Source organism: Actinocorallia lasiicapitis (assembly GCF_054778695.1).
The window spans coordinates 1-4,814 of the sequence record NZ_BAAGZI010000421.1 but is presented as its reverse complement, the minus strand read 5'-3'; the positions used below and the strand labels follow the sequence as shown (position 1 = coordinate 4,814).

Here is a 4,814-nt window from a genome sequence, read left to right as displayed (position 1 = left end):
GACCGGGCTGACCGCGGCCGAAGCTCCGGAGATCCTGCGCGGGCTGGTCCGCGGCCCGGCCCGGCGCACCGCCCACACCGACTCCGGCGGCGGCGAAGCCTTCCAGCGGAAACTCGCCGCGCTGCCACCCGCCGACCGCGACGACCTGGCCCTGGACACCGTCCGAACCCAGGCGGCCGTCGCGCTCGGCCACACCAGCGCCGCCACCATCGAGCCCGACCGCGCCTTCCGCGACCTCGGCTTCGACTCCCTGTCGGCGGTCGAGCTCCGCAACAGCCTGGGCGCGGTCGTCGGGAAACGGCTCCCGGCCACGCTGGTCTTCGACCACCCGAACGCCAGGGCGCTCACCGACCACCTCCTGTCCCTGCTCGCCCCGGCCGCGAACGGCACGGGCGAGCACGAGGAGGCCGCCGTCCGTAGCGCGCTCCGCGACCTCCCCCTGCACCGCCTCCGCGACGCAGGACTGCTCGACAGCCTGCTGGAACTCGCTGGAATCAGAACGGACCGGCCGGACGGCGCCGCCGACGAGCCCGAGGACGACGACGTCTCGATCGACACGATGGACACCGAGGATCTGATCAACATGGCACTCGACGGCTCCGGCCTCGACGACCTGATGCGGGAGGCGTGACATGGCCGGCGGATCCGACGAGAAACTGGTGACGGCGCTCCGCACCTCACTCAAGGAGACCGAGCGGCTGCGGGAACGCAACCGCAAACTGGAGGCCGCGACCCGCGAACCCATCGCGATCGTCGGCATGGCGTGCCGCTTCCCCGGCGGCGTGGACTCCCCGGAAACCCTGTGGAACCTGGTGGCCGAGGGCCGCGACGGTGTGTCGCTGTTCCCGGAGGATCGCGGCTGGGACGTGGCGTCGATCTACGATCCGGTGCCCGGCACCGAGGGCAAGACGTATACGCGTGAGGGCGGTTTCCTCTATGGCGCGGGCGAGTTCGACGCGGGGTTCTTCGGGATCTCCCCGAACGAGGCCCTGGTCATCGACCCGCAGCAGCGCCTGCTCCTGGAGGTGTCCTGGGAGGCGCTGGAGCGGGCCGGTGTCGACCCGCAGTCGCTGAAGGGCGCGCCGGTCGGGGTGTTCGCGGGCCTGATGTATCACGACTACGCGTTCAACAGCAGTTCGGGTTCGATCGTGTCCGGGCGGGTCGCCTACTCGCTCGGCCTTGAGGGCCCGGCGGTGACCGTCGACACCGCCTGCTCGTCCTCGCTGGTGGCACTGCATCTGGCGGTGCAGGCGCTGCGGTCGGGGGAGTGCTCCCTGGCCTTGGCGGGCGGGGTGACGGTGATGGCGACGCCCGGCACGTTCATCGAGTTCAGCCGTCAGCGCGGGCTGTCGGCTGACGGCCGCTGCAAGTCCTTCGCCGAAGCCAGCGACGGCACCGGCTGGGGTGAGGGTGTCGGGGTCCTGGTCGTGGAGCGGCTGTCGGACGCCGTTCGCAACGGCCACACCGTCCACGCGATCGTGCGGGGCAGCGCGGTCAACCAGGACGGCGCTTCCAACGGGCTGACCGCGCCGAACGGCCCGTCCCAGCGACGTGTGATCCGGGCGGCTCTCGCCAACGCCCGGCTCTCGGCCGACCAGGTGGACGCTGTCGAAGCCCACGGCACCGGAACGACTCTCGGTGATCCGATCGAGGCTCAGGCCCTGCTGGCGACCTACGGCCAAGACCGGGAACACCCGCTGTGGCTCGGTTCGATCAAATCGAACATCGGCCACACACAGGCCGCGGCTGGGGTCGCGGGGATCATCAAGATGGTCGAGGCGATACGACACGGCGTCCTCCCGAAAACCCTGCACGTGGACGAACCGACCCCGCAGGTCGACTGGACCGAAGGCGACGTCCGGCTCCTGACCGAACCCCGCGAGTGGCCGCAGAACGGGCGTCCACGCCGAGCCGGAGTCTCATCCTTCGGCATCAGCGGCACCAACGCCCACGTGATCATCGAGCAGGCCCCACCCACAGAACCGGCCCCCGCCCGCCCGCCCGGCCCCGCCCGCACCACACCGCTGCTGCTCTCCGCCAGATCCGCCGAAGCACTGCCCCTCCAGGCCCGACGCCTAGCCGCCCACCTGCGCACCCACCCCGACCAGCCCCCCGGCGACATCGCCTACTCGCTGGCCACCTCGCGAGCGCTACTGGACCACCGAGCCGTCATCCTGAGCGACGACCGCACCACCCTCCTCACCGCCCTCGACGCCCTAGCCGAGAACCAACCCCACCCCGCCACCGTGACGGACACGGCCCGCGACGGCAAACTGGCTTTCCTCTTCTCCGGCCAGGGCAGCCAGCGCCTGGGCATGGGCCGTGACCTGTACGAAGCGTTCCCGGTCTTCGCCGAGGCTTTCGACGCGGTCTGCACGGAGCTGGATGCCCATCTCCGCGGAGTGCCCCATCTGGATCGGCTGCCAGGTGCTGACGCGGGTGGCGCGCTGGGTGAGACCAGCGAGGGTCTGCCGGGTTGGGCGGTCGAGGTCGGTATCGGCTTGGTGGGTCGTTCGTTGCGTGAGGTGGTGTGGGGGGACGCGGGGGCGCTGGATCGGACGGTTTATGCGCAGGCTGGGTTGTTCGCGTTCGAGGTTGCCCTTTTCCGGTTGTTGGAGTCGTGGGGGATTCGTCCGGATTTTGTGGCGGGGCATTCGATTGGGGAGGTCGGGGCGGCGCATGTTGCGGGTGTTCTGTCGTTGTCGGATGCGGCTTGTTTGGTGGCGGCTCGGGGTCGTTTGATGCAGGCGCTTCCTGAGGGTGGGGTGATGGTCGCGGTCGAGGCGACCGAGGATGAGGTCGCGTCGCTGGTCACTGACGCCGTGGGGATCGCGGCGGTGAACGGGCCGCGTTCGGTCGTGGTGTCCGGTGAAGGCGTCGCTGTGGAGCGGATCGCGGAGATCTTCGTGGCGCGGGGACGGAAGACGTCTCGGTTGCGGGTGTCGCACGCGTTCCATTCGCCGCTGATGGAACCGATGCTGGACGAGTTCCGCCGAGTCGTCGAAGGCCTGACGTTCACGTCACCATCGGTCCGGGTGGTTTCGAATCTGACCGGGGCTCTGGTCACCGAGGAACTGGGGGATCCCGAGTACTGGGTGCGGCATGTCCGTGAGGCGGTTCGGTTCGCGGACGGCGTGCGGGCGTTGGAGGCGGCCGGAGCGACCCGGTTCCTGGAGATCGGGCCCGACGGGGTGCTCACCGGGATGGCCGCTCAGTCGGTGGAGTCGGAGAAGGCTCTGCTGGTGGCGGCGTTGCGGAAGGACCGGGCTGAGGAGTGGACGCTGCTGGCGGCCGTCGCGGGCCTGCACGCGAACGGGGCGTCGGTCGGCTGGGGGCGGCTCCTCGCCGGCCGGGGCCGGCGGGTCGACCTGCCCACCTATGGGTTCGACCGGCGTCGGTACTGGCTGACCGACCCGGCGGCGGGCGGACACCCCGCCGCACTCGGCCTGACCGACACCGCCCACCCCCTGCTCGGCGCGGCCGTGACGCTCGCCGGTACCGAGGGGATCGTGCTCACCGGCAGGCTGTCGGTGGGGGCGCAGCCGTGGCTCGCCGACCACGCCGTCGGCGGCACGATCCTGTTCCCCGGCGCCGGTCTCGTGGAGCTCGTGGTCAGGGCCGGTGACGAGACCGGTCTGTCGCGGATCGAGGAACTCACCCTCCAGGCGCCGCTGGTGCTGCAGGAGCACGGTGGTGTCGCCGTCCAGGTGGTCGTCGGGCCTGAGGAGGGCTCGGGCCGCCGCCCGGTCGAAGTGTTCTCCCGGCCCGACGACACCCCCGACCTGCCCTGGACGACGCACGCCACCGGGACGCTGACCGCCGCCATCCCGCCCCGCGAGGAACCGGCCGGGGCGTGGCCGCCCGAGGACGCCGCCGCCGTGGATCTCGCGGGGCTGTACGAGGAGCTCGCGGCGAGCGGTCTACGGTACGGCCCGGTCTTCCAGGGTCTGCGCGCGGCCTGGCGGCGCGGCGACGAGCTGTTCGCCGAGGTCGCCCTGCCCGACACCGCGACGGCCGACCGGTTCCGGCTGCACCCGGCCCTGCTGGACGCCGCCCTCCACACGACTCTCCTGAACACCGACGCCGACGACGGCACCGGCCCCGTCCTCCCGTTCGTCTGGACGGGCGTCACCGTCCACGGCGCGGGCGCGGACACCGCCCGCGTCCGGCTGGCCCCCTCCGACGGCGGCCTCACCCTGGAGTTCACCGACCCCGACGGCGCCCCGATCGCCTCGGTCCGGTCGCTCGTCCTCCGCGCGCTCGCCCCCGCCCAGCTCGCCCCCGACACCCTGTTCCGCCTGGACTGGACGCCGCTCACCACCGCCCACGGCCCCGACGTCCAGATCCACACCGACCTGGCGGACGTCGCCACCCTGACCTCGGGAACCGTCGTCCTCGCCCCCCTCCCGGCCGCCCCCGCGCACACCGTGCCCGAACAGGTCCGCGCCGCCCTTCACCACGGCCTGGCAGCTCTCCAGACCTGGACGTCGGACGACCGGTTCGCCGGTTCCCGGCTGGCCGTCGTCACCAGCGGCGCGCTGGACGGCGGAGACCTCGCGCAGTCCGCCCTCTGGGGCCTGGTGCGGGCCGCCCGCGCCGAGGACCCCGAACGGTTCGCGCTGATCGATCACGACGGAACCGAGGCGTCCCGATCGCGTCTCGCCGACGCCGTCGCCTCCGGGGAGCCCGAGGTCAGGATCCGTGACGGCCTCCTCAGCACGCCCCGTCTGGTCCGTGCCACGGCCCCGCAGCCGGAAACGGCCCGGCCGTGGGAGTCGGGCGGCACCGTGCTGGTCACCGGCGGCACCGGCGGG

2 protein-coding genes are annotated in these 4,814 nt (G+C 72.2%); both read left to right on the top strand.

What is annotated here, in order from left to right; translation table 11 throughout:
- Nucleotides 1–631 (top strand): acyl carrier protein (locus tag ACYVE7_RS29210; protein ID WP_460369123.1); only part of this gene is annotated, 631 nt, incomplete at its 5' end.
- Nucleotide 632: 1 nt separating this feature from the next.
- Nucleotides 633–4,814: type I polyketide synthase (locus tag ACYVE7_RS29205; RefSeq protein WP_460369122.1), on the top strand; the 4,182-nt coding region annotated here is incomplete at its 3' end.